The sequence below is a fragment of the Asaia krungthepensis NRIC 0535 genome (genome assembly GCF_025995175.1).
In the GTDB taxonomy this organism is placed as follows: Bacteria; Pseudomonadota; Alphaproteobacteria; order Acetobacterales; family Acetobacteraceae; genus Asaia; species Asaia krungthepensis.
Genome location: NZ_BAPV01000007.1, coordinates 1 through 16975 on the forward strand (window position 1 = coordinate 1; position 16975 = coordinate 16975).

General features: G+C 59.6%; 17 protein-coding genes and 1 tRNA gene. 11 read left to right on the forward strand and 7 right to left on the reverse strand.

All coding sequences use genetic code 11. The features are described 5' to 3' along the window. The first annotated feature begins 174 nt into the window (after positions 1-174). The gene (locus AA0535_RS05320; protein WP_264814879.1) at positions 175-1536 is read left to right on the forward strand and encodes a PepSY-associated TM helix domain-containing protein; all 1362 of its coding nucleotides are present in this window, start codon (positions 175-177) and stop codon (positions 1534-1536) included. Between the two features lie 27 nt (positions 1537-1563). On the opposite strand, the gene AA0535_RS05325 is transcribed toward AA0535_RS05320, so the two are convergent. After that, entirely contained in the window at positions 1564-1953 is a 390-nt protein-coding gene (locus AA0535_RS05325) for a hypothetical protein (protein ID WP_264814880.1), read from the reverse strand. A 472-nt stretch (positions 1954-2425) separates the two neighbouring features. On the opposite strand from AA0535_RS05325, the gene AA0535_RS05330 reads away from it, so the two are divergent. The 3 genes from AA0535_RS05330 (at position 2426) to arsH (ending at position 4531) form a co-directional block, all read left to right on the forward strand. Beyond that, positions 2426-3286 (forward strand): glucose 1-dehydrogenase, encoded by an 861-nt coding sequence (locus tag AA0535_RS05330; RefSeq protein WP_264814881.1) that lies wholly within the window; start codon positions 2426-2428, stop codon positions 3284-3286. A 160-nt stretch (positions 3287-3446) separates the two neighbouring features. Continuing rightward, entirely contained in the window at positions 3447-3800 is a 354-nt protein-coding gene (locus tag AA0535_RS05335; RefSeq protein WP_264814882.1) for an ArsR/SmtB family transcription factor, read from the forward strand. Positions 3801-3838: 38 nt separating this feature from the next. Continuing rightward, positions 3839-4531 carry an arsenical resistance protein ArsH gene (arsH, locus tag AA0535_RS05340; protein WP_264814883.1) on the forward strand — a complete coding sequence of 231 codons (693 nt, stop codon included), beginning with the start codon at positions 3839-3841 and terminating at the stop codon, positions 4529-4531. Here arsH and AA0535_RS05345 read toward each other — a convergent pair. Both AA0535_RS05345 and AA0535_RS05350 read right to left on the reverse strand, forming a co-directional pair. Next, positions 4509-5384, reverse strand: a complete 876-nt coding sequence (locus AA0535_RS05345; RefSeq protein ID WP_264814884.1) for a sugar phosphate isomerase/epimerase family protein — start codon at positions 5382-5384, stop codon at positions 4509-4511. The two genes, arsH and AA0535_RS05345, sit on opposite strands and share 23 nt — an antisense overlap. After that, positions 5381-6187, reverse strand: a complete 807-nt coding sequence (locus AA0535_RS05350) for an alpha/beta fold hydrolase (RefSeq protein WP_264814885.1) — start codon at positions 6185-6187, stop codon at positions 5381-5383. The genes AA0535_RS05345 and AA0535_RS05350 overlap by 4 nt, the downstream gene beginning before the upstream one ends. 305 nt (positions 6188-6492) lie before the next feature. Here AA0535_RS05350 and AA0535_RS05355 point away from each other — a divergent pair, with 305 nt between their 5' ends. Then, entirely contained in the window at positions 6493-6678 is a 186-nt protein-coding gene (locus AA0535_RS05355; protein ID WP_264814917.1) for a DUF2256 domain-containing protein, read from the forward strand. Positions 6679-6796: 118 nt separating this feature from the next. On the opposite strand, the gene rpsI is transcribed toward AA0535_RS05355, so the two are convergent. Beyond that, positions 6797-7282, reverse strand: a complete 486-nt coding sequence (gene rpsI / locus AA0535_RS05360) for a 30S ribosomal protein S9 (protein WP_023977906.1) — start codon at positions 7280-7282, stop codon at positions 6797-6799. Between the two features lie 5 nt (positions 7283-7287). Further along, a complete protein-coding gene (rplM, locus tag AA0535_RS05365; protein ID WP_023977905.1) occupies positions 7288-7764 on the reverse strand; it encodes a 50S ribosomal protein L13 in 477 nt (158 codons plus the stop codon). Between the two features lie 234 nt (positions 7765-7998). On the opposite strand from rplM, the gene AA0535_RS05370 reads away from it, so the two are divergent. The 5 genes from AA0535_RS05370 to AA0535_RS05390 all read left to right on the forward strand — a co-directional run bounded on the left by AA0535_RS05370 (position 7999) and on the right by AA0535_RS05390 (position 14046). Further along, positions 7999-9420 (forward strand): hypothetical protein, encoded by a 1422-nt coding sequence (locus tag AA0535_RS05370; RefSeq protein WP_264814886.1) that lies wholly within the window; start codon positions 7999-8001, stop codon positions 9418-9420. Between the two features lie 2 nt (positions 9421-9422). Beyond that, positions 9423-10322, forward strand: a complete 900-nt coding sequence (locus AA0535_RS05375; RefSeq protein WP_264814887.1) for an SDR family oxidoreductase — start codon at positions 9423-9425, stop codon at positions 10320-10322. Continuing rightward, positions 10319-10804 (forward strand): hypothetical protein, encoded by a 486-nt coding sequence (locus AA0535_RS05380; RefSeq protein WP_264814888.1) that lies wholly within the window; start codon positions 10319-10321, stop codon positions 10802-10804. Before AA0535_RS05375 ends, AA0535_RS05380 begins: the two co-directional genes overlap by 4 nt. A gap of 180 nt (positions 10805-10984) precedes the next feature. Continuing rightward, positions 10985-12454: a phosphomannomutase gene (locus AA0535_RS05385; RefSeq protein ID WP_264814889.1), complete on the forward strand. Its 1470-nt coding sequence runs from the start codon at positions 10985-10987 to the stop codon at positions 12452-12454. A gap of 149 nt (positions 12455-12603) precedes the next feature. After that, entirely contained in the window at positions 12604-14046 is a 1443-nt protein-coding gene (locus AA0535_RS05390; protein ID WP_264814890.1) for a mannose-1-phosphate guanylyltransferase/mannose-6-phosphate isomerase, read from the forward strand. A gap of 109 nt (positions 14047-14155) precedes the next feature. On the opposite strand, the gene AA0535_RS05395 is transcribed toward AA0535_RS05390, so the two are convergent. Then, positions 14156-14231, reverse strand: a tRNA-His gene (locus tag AA0535_RS05395). Positions 14232-14539: 308 nt separating this feature from the next. Between AA0535_RS05395 and AA0535_RS05400 the strand changes: the two genes are divergently transcribed. Further along, a complete protein-coding gene (locus AA0535_RS05400; protein WP_264814891.1) occupies positions 14540-15994 on the forward strand; it encodes a SulP family inorganic anion transporter in 1455 nt (484 codons plus the stop codon). On the opposite strand, the gene AA0535_RS05405 is transcribed toward AA0535_RS05400, so the two are convergent. After that, complete coding sequence (locus AA0535_RS05405) at positions 15980-16426, reverse strand: RrF2 family transcriptional regulator (RefSeq protein ID WP_264814892.1); 447 nt, start codon at positions 16424-16426, stop codon at positions 15980-15982. The genes AA0535_RS05400 and AA0535_RS05405 overlap by 15 nt on opposite strands. Positions 16427-16975: the final 549 nt, after the last annotated feature.

The window sequence follows — 16975 nt, forward strand, 5'->3', positions numbered from 1 at the left end:
CAAGCTCCAAGCTCCAAGCTCCAAGCTCCAAGCTCCAAGCTCCAAGCTCCAAGCTCCAAGCTGCTTCTTCCTCATCCCGTTCCCTGTCAACAGAATGCAATTGACTATCACTTGCGCAGTCTCTAGCGATGGCCGTGCTCAAGCTCTCGTGAAGGGACAGCTCTCATCGATAAGGTGCGCCACCCTATCCTGTCTCTTCTGAGGGGACGCCGTGACGCTGTGCGCCCAGCGCAGGCACGACGCGGCGTATCGAAGGTCGATGCGCTGCTATGGCCATTGCGTCGCGGGCGCCCTTCGATGCTTCTGCTTCATCGCTATGTCGGACTTGTTCTGGCACCGCTTCTCGTCGTGATCGGGCTGACCGGGAGCATCAGCGTGTTTCGCGTCGAGCTCGATCGGATGATCAATCCGGATTTCTTCGTCACAGCGCATGAGAGTGCGGCCCTGCCTCTGGGCAGAATCGTGGAAACGATACGGTCGCGCCATCCCGGACAGACCCTGATCGCTGTCGATTATCGCCCCGCGCCGCACGGGACGATCCACGCCTACCTCTCGCCCGCTACCGACAAAGCGGGGCGCACATTGCCGGATGAGTTCTTTCTGGACCCCTCGGATGCGAAGGAACTCGGTAGCCGTGTCGCCGAGGGCTGCTGTCTGGCGCGACGCGTCCTGATTCCGTTCATCTACCGGGTGCATTATTCCCTGGCTGCCGGACCGACCGGTTTATGGATCGTCGGTATTACGGCGCTGGTCTGGAGCCTTGACTGCCTGAACGGCATTCTGCTCACCCTCCCCCCGGTCACACCGCCCTGGCGACGGGGCTTCTGGCCGGGCTGGAAAAAGGCGTGGCTGATTGCGCGCCCCCGCTCTGCGTCGCGTCTGTTTTTCGATATCCATCGTGCATTCGGCCTTTGGCTCTGGATCCTCCTGCTTGGCATGGCGGTAAGTGGGGTGGCACTGTCCCTTGGACCGCAGATTTTCCAGCCGGTCGTGCGCACGTTCTTCCCTATGGCTGCACCCGTGCCGCCCGTGCCATCACCGAATGGCGCGCATCGCCTGAGCCTGGATGAGGCAGAGTCACGGGCCTATGGTTTTGTCGTGGCGCATGGCGTCACAGCGCGCCCTGCCGCCCTTTTGCTCGGTACGGCACCCGAAAGCGCGATGTTCTATCTTTTCAGCGACGATGACAGTTTTCCTGCGGGATTCGGCAGCCCGATGATCACGGTTGATCGCGAGACCGGCGCGATCATTCAGTCGGAATTCCCGCCGCACGGACGACTGGGCGATATGATCCTGCAGTTCCAGGACCCGTTTCACAGTGGCAGGCTGGCAGGATTGGCCGGTCGTATCCTCGTCTGTTTCAGCGGTGTCGTGACGTCCCTGCTCTCAATCACCGGTATCCTGATCTGGCAGCGTAAACGTCGTGCCCGGCTGGAAGCAGCGCGCAAAGTCATGTCACGACAGGCCCCTGACCCTGATCGTGCGCCTCCCAATCACACACCCTGCGCTCAACCTAATAAGCCCGGCAGGGTCTGACTGCCTCGTCTGTAATCGAGCCGACGTTCAGTCCAGAGCAAGGAAAGGTCCGTCGGACAGAACCTCGATGGATAACACACCGGGGCCGGCAATGATCCGCTCGCCCAGCGGCAGGATGGCGTTCCCTGTTGTCCAGCGCGCATTCGGCTCCCCTGCATCGCCCCATCCGTCGAGCACATCCGCCTCGCAATGGGTGGCAATGGCGAGGGTATGATCGGAGTCGAAAAGAGTCATCTTGCCGACCAGCACCCCACGCGGTGTTCCGTCTTTCATCACGCTACTGGCGTGACACAGGGAGACAAGGCGGAGTGCCCGGATCTGACCGGGGATGAGGAATACCCATGTCCGGCCATTCCTGCGCGCGGCCCGTATCCGCCGCCCGCGTTCATCGACGAGATGAAGATCGGGATCATCCATTAGCTTCAGGGCAGGGCTCCCCTCATTCTCACGCGGTTCCTTCCGGAAAATGCGATGGGGAATGACGACCTCAACCCGTCATGACCTTTCACGCCCTCGGGATCGATAACCGCTTCTTCTGGTGTGCTCTGTAACTGGTTCCACCCGTGCAGGCCAGTATCTCGCAGGTAGCAGCTTCGAGAGTATGACCGCTTATTGTTTCCTCGCCGCTCCAGGCAAATGAGACGAGGCCCGGTGAACGATACCGGGTGAACGGTATCGAGCGAGAAAGCAGAGGGAGAATTCATCAGAGAGCGGTACGAAAGCGACCTATGTCATTGGTCCGGCTACAGAGGTTTTTCGCGATAATGAATAGCCATGCATCACAAAACCTCGATCACGTCAGAAAGACAGGAACGACCCTTCCCGCCTCGCATTGATCACAGGTCCGTGAAATCGGGACCTACAATGTTCCACGATCAGGAGAGTGTCCATGCCAGAGCAGATCCCGCCCCAGTCGCAGTCCCATCAACCCGGTATCGAAAAAGAGATGCGCCCTCTCGCAACCCATATCAGGGCAAACTATCGCGGCAGCGGCAAGCTTGCAGGCAGAAAGGCAATCGTGAGTGGTGGCGATAGCGGCATCGGGCGCTCGGCTGCCCTGCATTTTGCCCGTGAAGGGGCGGATGTCGCGATCCTCTATTTCGAGGAGCATGATGACGCTGATGAAACAAAGAGACTCATCGAAGCCGAGGGGGTCAGATCCCTCGCCCTCTCAGGCGATATCCGCTCCAGCCATTTCTGTAACGAGGCTGTCAGCCAGGTTGTCGAAGCCTTCGGTGGGCTGGATGTTCTGGTCAATAATGCGGGCTGGCAGGTCGTCAATCAGGACAGCGCAACCATTACCGACGAGGAATGGCAGCGTCATATGGATACCAACATCAATGGCTATTTCTATCTGACGCGTGCCGCCCTGCCCCATCTCAACAAGGGAAGCGCCATCGTCAATACCTCGTCGATCAATGCCTATCGCGGAAGCGCCGGGCTGCTGGCCTATTCTACCACCAAGGCCGCCGAGATGGGGTTCACCCGCGCCCTGGCGCTCGAACTGGTGGAAAAAGGCATCCGCGTCAATGCCGTCGCTCCGGGGCCGGTCTGGACACCCCTCCAGCCTGCCAGTTGGGGTCCCATAGACCCGGAACAGGTCTCGGCTCTGGCCAGTTCGGTGCCGATGGATCGATGTGGCGATCCGTCCGAGCTCGGCCCGGCCTATGTCTATCTGGCGAGTGAAGATGCCTCCTTCGTGACTGGCCAGACATTACACGTCAATGGCGGAACCATCATCAACGGTTGAGCACACACCCCGATCCTTCCTTTTGATACGGGGAGGCAAAGGGGCGAGGGAACAGTTCCCCGTCGCCCCTTTGCTCTCATCGAGGCCCCTTCGGCTCAGACCAGAACAATATGACTTCCTCGCTGCTTGCTTCGCTCAATATATCTGTTATTCTGGATATATGGATAATTCAGACGCCCTGGCCGCCTTCTCTGCGCTGTCGCAGCCTTCGCGACTGGCGATCTTCCGGCTTCTCATCCAGCACGAGCCGGAAGGATTAAGGGCGGGGGAAATCGCACAGACTCTGACCCAGCCCCAGAATACCATCTCGACCCATCTGTCGATCCTGCAACGCGCAGGGCTTCTGACCTCGGAACGTCAGGGAAGGGTAATCACCTATCGTGCGGCGCTGATTCAGCTCGAGGCGTTGATGCAGTTCATGCTGGCCGAGTGTTGCGCCGGGCGTCCTGATCTCTCGACACCCATCCTCTCTGGCCTACGCCCGTGCTGCATGGGGGCCAAGCCCGAGGGATGAACTCTTGGGGGCACGCATTTTATGAAAGGGTTTCTCTAGTGCCGGACAGCAGCCTCTTCGATTCCCGTCACCTTCCGCCGATCGACATGTCGCGCCTTGAACCGGCAGATCATGCTGCTCACAGGCCTCGCATCCTCCTGCTTTACGGCTCGCTGCGTCCACGCTCGTTCAGCCGTCTGCTCGTAGAGGAGGCCGAACGCATCCTGACCGCCTTGGGCGCCGAGACCCGTATCTTTGACCCGGCGGATCTGCCACTGCTTGACACTGTGCCTGATACGCACCCCAAGGTGCAGGAATTACGTGCTCTGTCCTCATGGTCGGAAGGTCATGTCTGGTGCAGTCCGGAACGCCACGGCACGATCACGGCAATCTTCAAGAACCAGATAGACTGGTTGCCGCTCGAACTCGGCTCCATTCGCCCCACGCAGGGACGTACGCTTGCCGTCATGCAGGTTTGCGGCGGCTCCCAGAGCTTCAACAGTGTGAACGCCCTTCGTGTATTGGGACGCTGGATGCGGATGCTCACCATCCCCAACCAGTCCAGCGTACCGATGGCTTACAAGCAGTTCGACGAGAATGACCGCATGATCCCCTCGACACTCTATGACCGGGTGGTCGACGTCATGGAGGAGCTCATGAAATTCACCCTTCTGACCCGCGACCGCGCCGATTATCTGGTTGACCGCTACAGTGAGAGGCGCGCCAGTTTCACGCTGCCCGAAGCGCTTTAGCCGCGTGATCATCCCAGGCGCGGCGTAGCCCCTGTTTCGAATGGCGTATCACGTCTTCAAGATCCTGGTCGTACAGGCTGTCCGGCACATCTGAAGAGAAGATTTCGAGCGTGCAGACACCCCGGAACCCGGCCTCCCATGTGGCATGCAGCAACGGGCCAAGCGGAATGGCACCCGAGCCGGGAACAATCCGGTCCATGCCTGAAAGCGGCGTGCGCCAGTCGCTGGCCTGGACCACAAAGATACGGTGCCCGGCGCGACGGATGGCCGCACTGCAATCCGGCTGCTGCCAGATATTCCAGTAATCGAGGCACAGCCCACAGGACGCATGACCGACGGCATCCAGCAGATCGAGTGCCTGATCGATAGTCCAGATCGCCGTCTCGACATTGATGGAGGTGGGATTGAGCGGCTCGATGGCGATCTTGACCCCAAGATCGGCGGCGAGAGGTGCAAGGCGGCGCAGATAATGCACCGTCTCATCGAGGCAGCGCTGCATGTTCCCGTCATGCGGCGCCCCCGTGTTCATGACGAAGGATGCGCCCTCGGCATGGGGAGCGAGCGTTTTCAGGCTCTGCGCGAAGGCGTCGACACGCGCCTCGACAGCTTCTGGCTGAGGCGCCATCCTGCTGCCGAAAAATGTGCGTATGCGTGGCTGCACGGCGCTGATTGCCAGACCTGACTGAGACGCCAGCTCCATCTGCGCGGCCGCACGCGAAGGGTCGAGCTTGGCCTCGCAAACTTCGATGGCATCGACGCCAAGCGACGCATAATGCGCAACGTCCTCCTCGAAGGACCAAGGCTGTGTGGTGAATTCGTTGACCCCGAAACGGAAAGGAAAGCTTCCGGTCATGCGATGAACTCCAGAACGGCACAATTGAATTTCTCGGTTTCGTCGATGAACAGCATGTGCGAACTCGCCGAAAAACGCAGTTCTCTGCATTGCGGCATGTTCTGCGCCACCCAACTCGGCCCCTCCGGCACCAGAACCGCGTCCTTCTCGGCAACCATCATGAGGGCGGGCAGCTTCAAATGGGGCAGGACATCACGCCAGTCATGGACCGTATGATCCTCCATCATCGCCGCTCGCGCATGGGCGGGGCTCTTGGCCATCTCGGACAGGAGCATGGCACGTTCTTCTTCTGGCAGCTCGGAGGCACAGCAATCGGCCAGATTCTGACGGTCGAACGCATCAGGCGTCAGGGTGAGTTTCTGAATGGTCTCGGCGAGGCCCGCCTGATCGTAACAGGCCGCATGACCATGCTTCCATTCGGAAGAATAATATTGTCGCGGTGTCTGCTGCACGAAGATTGCATCGCGCAAACGCACAGGGCCGAAGAGCTCGAGATAGGACCAGATGATCGGGCAACCGATGGACCAGCCCAGCACCGTGACATCGTCGAGATCGAGCGCCTGCAGAAGGTCGCGCAGATCTGCCGCAAGACGGGCAATGCGATAAGAGTGATCCGGCTTGTCGGATTCACCATGCCCACGGAGATCGAGGGTGATGACACGCGCATGCTCCGCCAGAGCGGGCACGTTTCGATGAAAAAAGCGTCCGGAGAACGTCCAGCCATGCATCATGACCAGAGGCCGGCCCTGCCCCTCCTCGCGGTAATGCAGCCTTGTGTCGTCGCTGGCAGTGATAAAGGGCATGGGCGCTTCCTCGCATTTGCGTGATCGTCATGGACGTGCTCTGGCAAGCGCGCGAAGCGTGACCGGGTTCCTTGCGGGAGAGAGCGGTCTGACGCGTCGATCGCCGGTGTGTGGAGAGCCGCTCCCGCCGGAGGAAACGCGACTGGCCCGAGGCGTTAAGATTCCGAATGCTGATGTTTCGAGCTGGGAGGCCCCTGATGCCAGCATTCGTGTCGATCATAGCAGGCAGAGCCGAAGCCATGTCACTGCTCAGGCAGGAGCGTGCCTCCAAGGCTCAGATTTATGCGTGTGGGGGCAAGGATATCATGGGACGTGGCAAGGGACGTGTGGCGCCCCGACCGGATAAGGCCAATTTGCCGGAAAAGATGTGTCCTGTCTGTCATCGACCATTCTCATGGCGCCGCAAATGGGCACGCGACTGGGAGCAGGTTCGATACTGTTCCGATGCCTGCCGCAGGAAGGGGCTGCCTTGTGATGCCTCGACTCAATAAGCGGCCAGAGACGGCCGAAGGCCTCAACCCGGATGCAGAAAACAAAAAACCCCACCCTCTTTCGAGAGCGGGGTTTTTCGCAACCCTGAAGCCAGTGGGGCCAAGGCCCCACCGGTGATCAGCGCTTGGAGAACTGGAAGGAACGACGTGCCTTGGCGCGGCCGTACTTCTTGCGCTCGACAACGCGGCTGTCACGGGTCAGGAAGCCTGCAACCTTCAGAATGCCACGCAGAGCGGGGTCATAATGGGTCAGGGCGCGCGAGATGCCGTGACGCACTGCACCAGCCTGGCCGGACAGACCGCCGCCCTTGACCGTGCAATACACGTCGAACTGGTTGTAGCGATCAGTCAGCAGGAAGGGCTGCGTGATCAGCATGCGCAGAACCGGACGGGCGAAGTACGTCGTGACCGGACGACCGTTGACGATGATGTCACCCTTGCCCGGCTTGACCCATACGCGAGCCGTGGCGTCCTTACGACGACCCGTTGCATAGGAACGGCCCTGTGCATCGCGCTTGACTTCGTGAACCGGTGCGGCCTGCGTGGCAGGAGCGATACCGGCGAGGTCCTGAAGCGTACCTGTGCGCTCTTGAGTTTCAGACATATCTCTCAGGCCTCGATCACATTGAGGGTGTTCTTGCGGTTCATGGACGCAACATCCAGCTTGACCGGCTGCTGGCCTTCATGCGGGTGCTTGTCGCCGGCATAGACATACAGATGCTTCATCTGGGCGCGCTGCAGAGGGCCGCGCGTGATCATACGCTCGACAGCCTTCTCGATCACGCTGCCGGGGTTCTTGCCCTCGAGGCGCTGCGTGATGGTGCGCTCCTTGATGCCACCGGGATGACCCGTGTGGTAATGGAACAGCTTCTGCCCCACCTTGTTGCCGGTCAGGACGATCTTCTCGGCGTTGATCACGACGATGTTGTCGCCGCAATCGACATGCGGGGTGTACTGGGGCTTGTGCTTGCCGCGCAGGCGGGTCGCGATGATGGTGGCGAGGCGGCCAAGAACGAGCCCTTCGGCGTCGATCAGGGTCCAGCCTTTCGTCACCTCTGCAGGCTTCAACGAAAGTGTGGTCTTCATGATTCTGACTGATCCAGCAACATGTGTTGGTATTGGGGGCGCCTTATGGGGCGCGTTTGCTCACAGGTCAAGCTTTTTCGACTCTTGTCACCATGCGAAAAATGGCTGTTTTCCGCCATTTTTCGCATATCGGTATCAAGATACCGCATGGAAAATGCATGAGATTGTCCCTGTTGCAAAGCCGGACTAACATGCGGCCAGTCGATTGAGGCCGTTTCAAGAGGATGATCTGACGTGAAAAGACCCTTGCTTGCCACAGGCCTGTGCCTTGTTGTCATCGGTCTGGGTGCTATCGGGGTACGCCACGAATCCAGGGCAGAGCTGCAGCGCGCTCTGGCCAGCCTGCGGGCCAACCTGCCGCCCGATTCACGTTTCGAATATGATCAAGCCTATCCGCGCTTTCTGGCGCGCGGTGCCGGTTTCGAGAATGCCCGCTTCATACAGGGTGATCTTGTCCTCTCCGCACGGCATCTCACCATCAACAACCCCACAGGTTATCTGGCAACAGGGCTAAGCTTTTCCCAGATCCATGCTGATCATGTGACGGTTCAGGGGCCTGTCAGTGGGACCATCGGTGAAGTAACGCTCAAGAAGCTGCTGCTACCGCCTTTCAGCCGCGAGAAACGCGATATCGTCACCCTGCCCCCTGCCTCACAGATCCGGTTTCGGCATGGCCAGATCCATGACATTGCGCTGGTTCACGAGCAGGGCTGCACGTTGAATATCGGCTATGCTTCGCTCGATAATTATGGCCATGACGACGGTAATGCAGGGAGCCTCCATGAAGGCCATGCTTCCTGCTCTAACAACAGTACGCCGGCCCTGGCGCTTTCTCGTGCAATCCGCCAACCCGCCGCAGCACTGGCGCTCGATATAAGGGACATGCACGAGACTGGCACACGCTATGCGCGTTATGTCGGCTGGTGGGAGCAATTCGCGAGCAATCCCTCGCCCGACCATCTCGCCTCGCTGCAGGATGTGCAGGAAACCCCTGCACGCGCTGAAACCAAAGGCGTCGCCGTGACGCTGCTCGGTGCCCGGATCAGCAGCGAGACCAGTGAGGCGCGGCGCTGGACGGAAGGAACCGTCATCCAGACCCGGGGCGAGGCGCGCACGACCCTGCTCAGCCTCAGCCCGGCATCGCCACTGTCACTGCTCCTTCCGCCGGTCACCCATATCGACGTGATGACCCAGAACATCACTACAGACACCACGACCAAGCTGAGCACAATCGTCTTCGCGGCGATGACCCCGAAATCCTTCGCTTTCGAAGGCCGGATCGCCATGGATAATCTGGAGAGCAGCGATGCCACCCATAAGCCCGCCCTGATCTCGACCGATCTGACCTATCGCGACGATGGCGGCAATCTGGACACGCTCATGACTCGTATCGCCGCACAACGAAACCAGTCCCTTTCGGATCTCAAGCAGATGATGGCGCTTCCTGCCGCATTGCTTGTGCAAAAAGTACCGGGGCTCAGCGCCCTGCCGGAATTCCTGCAAGCTCCCACCGGACGGAGCATTACCCTTTCCTTCCATCCGCCAGTCAAACTCAACGGCGAGAACTTGAAGAACTTGAGCGCACCGCTGGCAAAAGACCCGGCCATGCGCGCAGCCTGGTCTTCTCCACCCATCCTCTCCTCGACGTTGAACTGATCATGGCGTCACCGGTCCATCTCATCGGGGCGAACGGCCGTTCGGGTCAGGCGATCGCACGCGCTCTGATGGCAGAGGGCGAGACGGTCATTCCTGTCATTCGCGCGCCGGAGAAGCTGCCGGACGATCTTCGCACATCCGCACGCGTGGCTGATCTCGAGGATGCGTGCGCGCTTGCGACGGCTCTGGCCGATGCCACACGCATTGTCTCGACGGCCCATGCGCGCTCCATACCGGCCATTCTCGATGCGGCTCCTCAGACCGCCTGTCTGATTGCCCTCGGCAGCACGCGCAAATTTACCCGCTGGCCTGATGCCCATGGCAATGGCGTACTAGCAGGTGAAGCTGCCCTACTGGCCTCGGGCCGCAAGGGCATGATCCTGCACCCGACCATGATCTATGGGGCACAGGGGGAAGATAACGTCCAGCGTCTGGCAGCGCTGCTGAAGCGCCTGCCGGTCATTCCCCTGCCCAATGGGGGGCGTTCGCTGGTTCAACCAATCTATCAGGACGATGTGACGCGCGCCGTGATTGCCGCCCTCAGCCTCGCAGCGTCGGGACAGATCATCGGACCTGAATCACTTGTGATTGCCGGTCCGCAGGCTGTGAGTTATCGCGGTTTTATCGAGGCTATTCTTGCAGCTGCCGGTTTGGGCAAGAGGGTTTTCCTGCCGGTGCCAGGGGGCATTCTGGAATTCCTCGCACCGCTCGCGGCCCGCTTGCCCGGCCTACCCTCGATCGGACGCGCCGAGATCAGACGGCTGCTCGAAGACAAGGCGTTCCCGGTCGCGCCTATGACAACAAGGCTGGGCTTCGCGCCTATTCCCCTACAAGACGGACTTGCCCGACTTTTTGCCTCGTCTTGCGACGCGGCGCCCCTTGCCCACGGATCCCGCCCATGACCCGCCCGTTCAGAACCCTGACCCATCTTGCAGGCTCATTGCTGGCTTTGTCGCTGATCGCCCCCCTTGGTGGGTGCACTGACCCGAGCGGTCCGGTCTTCGGTGACTGGTACGGGTTCAATCCGTTACCCACACCCCAGGGCAACATATCGATCGAACTGGTTCTGGATGGGGCACCGACTGCGACATCGGGGCGTTATCGCCTGCATCGCCAGTCCTTCTGGGCGGAGGACATGATGTTCAACCGTGCCGATACGCTGGATGGAACATGGACGCTCAAGGAATATACCGTGGGTGGCAAGATCTGGCGGAATGTCTTCCTGAAAGGGCCAGAACTGCATATCGCGCATTATGTTCTTTTGCCCAATGGCTATCTGACACCGGCTGCCGACGATAACACCCCCGATATGGGAGAGAGTGGCTGGAAGTGCTGCCGTCTTGCGCCAAGAGCTCGAGACAGCTTTGGCTACGGACGTGTGTGAGATAAATTCTGTCTGCCTCGCCCCGATGAACTGGCTCATAAAGGGATAATCCTATTCCTGCTCATGACCTGTCAGGACAGATCATGAGGCGCGTTTTTCATGTCCTCCGCTTTTGCAGGTTCTCTCCTCCTCGATCGTAGAACCACTGGCGTAGACATAGGCCTGAATGGATGATTTACCATGCTGATCGCTGACTGGATGACACGCTCCGGGGTCGCTTTCGGGACGAGTGGTGCACGCGGTCTGGTCACCGCCATGACCGATGCCGTGTGCTTCGCCTACACGCTCGGCTATCTGAAGCATCTGTCAGATCTCGGCGCTTACCATCCTGGCGACGATGTGGCTTTGGCCGGCGATCTCCGCCCCAGCACACCTCGCATTCTGAGGGCCTGCGCAGCGGCTGTGCGCTATGCGGGCGGCATACCGCTCTCCTGCGGCACTGTGCCTACTCCCGCGCTTTGCAATTACGCCTATGCACGCGGCATTCCCTCGCTGATGGTGACAGGAAGCCATATTCCCGCCGATCGTAACGGCATCAAGTTCAACCGGCCACGGGGAGAATTCCTCAAGGAGGACGAGGCCGGGATGAGACAGCATTCTGTCATACTGCCTGAGGGCTGGTTCAATGCAGAAGGAGCCTTGATCCGCGATTTTCCCCAGGCTGAAACCGTCGACGTGCTTCCCGATTACATCGCGCGCTACCGCAATTTTTTCGGCGCCACGGCTTTGAACGGGATGAGCCTTGGCGTCTATCAGCATTCGGCAGTGGGCCGTGATATCCTCGTTACCATCCTTGAGGCATTGGGCGCGCAGGTCACAGCGCTTGGCCGGTCCGACGTCTTCATGCCGGTCGATACCGAAGCCGTGCGTGAAGAGGACATCGCTCTGGCGCGTGACTGGGCCGCGACCGGAGGCTTCGATGCAATCCTGACAACGGATGGAGATTCCGATCGCCCTCTCTTGGCAGACAAGCGGGGCCAGTGGTTGCGAGGCGATGTGCTGGGCATCGTGGCGGCACGGTTTTTGCGTGCTCAGGCGGTCACCACACCGATCAACAGCAACACCGCTCTCGAAAAAACTGCCTTCGCGTCAGTCATCCGGCGCACGCGTATCGGCTCGCCTTTTGTTGTGGCGGGCATGACCGAGGCGGCGAATGCTGGCCACAGCCCGTCGGTCGGTTACGAAGCCAATGGCGGTTTTCTTCTGGCGACATCGGCAGAGCGCGAGGGTCATGTCCTTGATGCGCTACCGACTCGTGATGCCGTGCTCCCCATGCTTTGCGCTCTCGTTGCCTCACAGGATTACAGTGGCGATCTGATAGCTCTCCTCGATGCCCTGCCCGCTCGCTTCACCCTGAGCGACAGGCTTGCCCCACTGCCAACAACACGCAGCACCGAGAATATTGCGATCCTCAAGGAGGATCTGTCCCGACGGGGTGTTTTCGAACCCTTCACAGCCCTTTGCGGCCCTGTCACCCGATACGACGAGACCGATGGTTTACGGGTTGTGTTCGAGCGAGGCGATATCGTCCATCTCCGCCCATCCGGCAATGCGCCCGAATTACGGGTCTATGTCGAAGCGGAGACACCCGAACGAGCCGCGCAACTTCTGACGATAGGTGTGGAATACGTCAGGCCCTGGCAAGGCTGAGCATATCGCCTCTCCATGGTTGTGCAGAGGCCCGTCTCCGATCCGGTCTGCATACGCCGTGGATTTTTAGAACAAGGGCTCTATGATCCCCTTTAATCCCCAGTCCCGAACCCTCGCTTTTCTTCCGGGACATTATATTGGATCATGCCTTGTCTTCATCTGCCCTGATCACTCCGCATCAAATCATCCCGGTGATCCTGTCCGGCGGTTCCGGCAGTCGGCTCTGGCCGGTTTCTCGCAGTAGCTTTCCCAAGCAGTTCTGGCCTCTTCTGACCGAGCGCACCTTGCTGCAAGAGACGGCGCTGCGTGGCAAGGCGGCGGGGCTGGGCCAACCGATCGTGGTCTGTAACGAAGCCCATCGCTTCATCATTGCCGAGCAATTGCGTGAGGCCGGAATCGATGAAGCCCGCATCCTGCTCGAACCTTCAGCGCGCAATTCCGCCCCGGCGATCGCCGCCGCGGCCTTCCTTGTCGCGGAACAGGCACCGGAAGCAATTCTGTGGGTCATGGCAGCCGATGCGGCGATCACCGACCTTGCGGGTCTGTTCGATACGCTCGGCACAGCTGTCGATGCCGCGGCACAAGGCTATATCGCGACCTTCGGCATTCAGCCCAGCAAGGCCGAAACAGGCTATGGCTATATTGAACGCGGGAACGCCCTGAGCGATGTACCCGGCGCCTTTCATGTGGCGCGTTTCATGGAAAAGCCGGACCTGGAAAGCGCGACGGCGCTGGTTCAGGATGAACGTTATTCCTGGAACTCCGGCATGTTCGTCGCCCGAGCCGATATCCTCTTGCGCGAGATCGCGACGTTCGAGCCGGATATTCATGCGCATGTGTCCAAGGCCGTGGCGCAGCGCAGGTCCGATCTCGATTTCGAGCGCCTCGATCCAGACATGTTCAATCGCTCACCCGATATCTCAATCGATTATGCCGTGGCAGAGCGCACGCATCATGCTGCGGTTGTGCCCGCCAGTTTCGGATGGTCGGATATCGGTAGCTGGGATGCCCTCTGGGAAATTAGCCCCAAGGACGACGAAGGCAATGTCATTTCCGGTGATGTCTTTCTGGATACCGCACGCAATTGCTACGTGCGCTCGGATGGCGCTGTCACCGCAGTCATGGGGGTAGACGATCTGGTCGTGGTCGTGACGGAAGATGCAGTCATGGTATCCCACCGCGATCGTGCCCAGGACGTCAAGAAAATGGTCTCGCGCCTGACCGACGCCGGGCGCGTCGAAGCGACAACCCATAACCGCATGTACCGACCCTGGGGTTTTTATGAGAGCCTGATCCATGGGGACCGTTTCCAGGTCAAACGCATCCATGTCGATCCGGGGCAGGTCCTGTCACTGCAAAAGCATTACCATCGTGCGGAACACTGGGTGGTTGTGGCGGGTACAGCGGTCGTCACGCGTGACGACGCTGAAATCATCGTGCGTGAAAATGAAAGTGTCTATCTGCCTCTGGGCTGCACCCATCGTCTGGCCAATCCCGGCAAGATTGCGCTCACGCTTATCGAGGTGCAGTCAGGCCCTTATCTGGGCGAGGACGATATCGTGCGACTGGATGATATCTACGCCCGAATGTGACGCTTAGGCAGAGCCGGGGGCCTGTTTGGGCCTTCGGCGCACATCCGGCGATATTGCTACGCGGGGCGCGTGACGTCCCTGACGTGTCATCCAATTTTTCAGGAAATGCTGGGGCGAATGACGGGACTCGAACCCGCGACCACCGGTACCACAAACCGGCGCTCTACCAACTGAGCTACATCCGCCACACAGCGATGCCCGATTTAGAGAAATGCGGGCGCGGCGTCTAGCCCCTTTCGACGAGATTCTTTCCTGCGGTCCAAAGGGAGCCTCTCGGGAACGCGAAACCTCCGCCATATGGCGACCGCGCCTTGTCCAGACCGGCACGAGGAAAGCGCACTTCGATACGAACCCGACAAGTCAGAGCGCATTCTTCAGCACAGCCTCTTGCGATCGGGCACAGCTCTTTCTAGTTTCAGAACACCATTGCCGCGTCGGGCCGGAATACGACGAGAACGCTTTCGAACCATTCGCTCAGAAAAGGACTCGTCTCTTGAACCTCTCGACCTATCGTGCACAGTGGGCATTCAGCCCGCTGCGCGAGGTGCTGGCTGGCATGGTGGGCACATTCGCCCTGATCCCTGAAGTCATCGCCTTTTCCTATATTGCCGGTGTGTCCCCTGCGGTGTCGCTCTACGCGTCATTCGTCATCAGCGTGGCGATTGCCATAACGGGCGGCCGACCCGGCATGATCTCGGGTGCGGCGGGCTCTGTTGCGCTCGTTGCGGCGGCGCTGGTCCATCATCACGGCATCCAGTACATGTTTCTCGCGACGCTGATCGCAGGTGCCATGCAGATCCTATTTGGCCTGCTGCGGCTGCATGTGTTGATGCGCTTTGTCTCCAAGGAAGTGCAGACTGGCTTCGTCAATGCACTGGCCATTCTGATTTTTTCGGCCCAGGTGCCGCAAATGCTGCACGTGACCTGGCATACCTACGCGCTGATCGCCTTGGGTCTGGCCATCATCTATCTGCTGCCACGCCTGACGACTTCAATCCCCTCACCCCTGATCTGCATTGTCGTGCTGACCCTGATCACCATCTGGCATCCAATGCCGGTTCATACGGTGGCCGATCTGGGGGCGCTGCCAACCGGATTGCCGTTCCTCACCTTGCCCCACCTACCGCTCACTCTTGAGACCTTCGAGATCGTCCTGCCCTATGCGCTGGCCATGGCCTCGGTCGGTTTGCTGGAATCGCTCATGACGGCGGGTGTGGTGGATGACCATACCGACACCCATGGTGAGCCGCGCATGGAATGCACGGGCCTTGGTATTTCCAATATTCTGGTCGGGCTGTTCGGCGGCATTGCGGGTTGCGGCATGATCGGCCAGACGGTCGGCAATCTGCGCTACGGTGGTCGAGGGCGTCTCTCGACGTTCACCGCCGGGGCCTTCCTGTTGATCCTGATGGTGCTGCTGCACAGCTATGTGGCCCAGGTCCCCATGGCGGCACTGGTTGCCATCATGATCATGGTATCGGTCAGCACTTTCGCCTGGGGATCGCTACGTGACCTGATGCGCCACCCCAAACTATCCAGCCTCGTCATGATCATCACCGTTGTCGTGACAGTCACGACCCATGATCTGGCAGCGGGCGTGGCGGTAGGTGTGCTGCTGAGCGGGGTTTTCTTCGCCTGGCGGGCCATGGGCATGCTCCGCATCGAGGCAAAGCGCAGCGAAACGCTCGACCTCTACACGGTTCACGGGCAGGTTTTCTTTGCCTCAGCGGACATGCTCTATGACGCGGTGGATTTCCAGACAGCTGCTAAAACGGTCGAGATCAATGTGGCGGATGCCACGTTCTGGGATATCACCTCGGTCGATATTCTCGAGAAAATCGTTGGCAAGTTACAGGGGCGCTCGATCGACGTTCGGGTCGAAGGATTGCACAGCCGACGCCATGGGCTGATCGCTGAACAATCTGACGAACCGTTACTGTCGATGTGAATTTTGCAAACGCTCCGCCAGGCTGGCGAATTCAGGTGGAGCGAGCAGATCGGCAAGGCTCTGATTGTCGAGGACCGCCATGAATGCCCCAAGCGCCTGACCCAGTACACCCTGTAGACGGCAGGCACCTGTGAGCAGACAGAACTGGCCCGACTGCTCACAAGCCACCAGAGCGAGATCTTCCTCGGTGAAGCGGACTACCTCACCGATCGAGATCTCGGCTGTCGGTCTTGCAAGAACGAGACCGCCCCCCCTGCCCCGCAAGGTGGTGATGAAGCCTCCCTGTCCGAGCTTGTGGACGACCTTGACGAGATGATTTTCCGATATGCCGTAGCATGTAGCGATTTCGTGTATCGACACCCGTCTTTCCTGGTTCATTCCCAGAAATAGCAGGACGCGCAGAGCGTAATCTGTGTGAAGGGTCAGTCTCATGATGAAATTCTACAGCGCCAGTTGGATCAGTCAGTATATCACCGATCTGCTATTTCGATAATCACGCGGTAATCCCGTTGAGCCCGCCGATCCGTCAAGCCTGATCCCGGCCCCGCATGATTTGCCTGTTCTACAGCTTAGGACTTACGACCAGACATGAGGATCACAGCACAGCAAACAAACGACAGGAGCGAGATCGGGCCTCTGTCCGAGCGTCTGGAGCTACGGTGCCAGTCTTTGAGACTGCCGGACATACTTTCAACGCGTTGACGTCGCCGTTACCCACACCTGTGGTGACGGGACGGCCTCGTGCGCGAGTTCCAGTTTCCATACGGAGTACCATCGCTCCTTCTTCCAGTCATTTTCGGAAGCAGTCAGGGTCATATCCTCGGTCGGACAAATGCCGTTGTGACCGCAGGAGAAGTGTCACGCAGGGCTTCGACATCTGCTTGATTTCCGATCGAGGTGACTCTCGCGAGGAAGCTGCACGGTTTGCCGTTCCTGTACGCCGCGTGCAAATCCATGCCCATGACGTTTCCAAAGCGGCCT